The organism is Pantoea sp. GbtcB22 (assembly GCF_019091025.1).
Classification (GTDB): domain Bacteria; phylum Pseudomonadota; class Gammaproteobacteria; order Enterobacterales; family Enterobacteriaceae; genus Pantoea; species Pantoea leporis.
On the sequence record NZ_JAGXKB010000478.1, the window covers coordinates 1 to 252 of the forward strand.

Annotated in this window: 1 pseudogene; it reads left to right on the forward strand. The window is 61.5% G+C overall.

Annotated features, from left to right (window positions below):
* Positions 1–252: pseudogene (locus tag KVT28_RS25775) on the forward strand (cupin domain-containing protein); the annotation flags it as partial.

Here is a 252-nt window from a genome sequence, read left to right on the forward strand (position 1 = left end):
GGGCGATGCGCTGCTGATCCCGCACGGGAAACCGCACGCGCTGATCTCCAGCGAAGAGGCAGTTTGCGAACCCATTTCGACGTTTAATAGCCGCCCGATTTGCGCCAGCGTCTGCGCCATCGACGACAGCACCGGACTCTGCCCGGATAACAGCGATGTGATTCTGTTCAGCGCCTGCATGGCGTTTGAACTGGGGGGCATGCAGCCGCTGGTGCACACCATGCCCGACGTGATGGTGGTGAGTACGCTGCT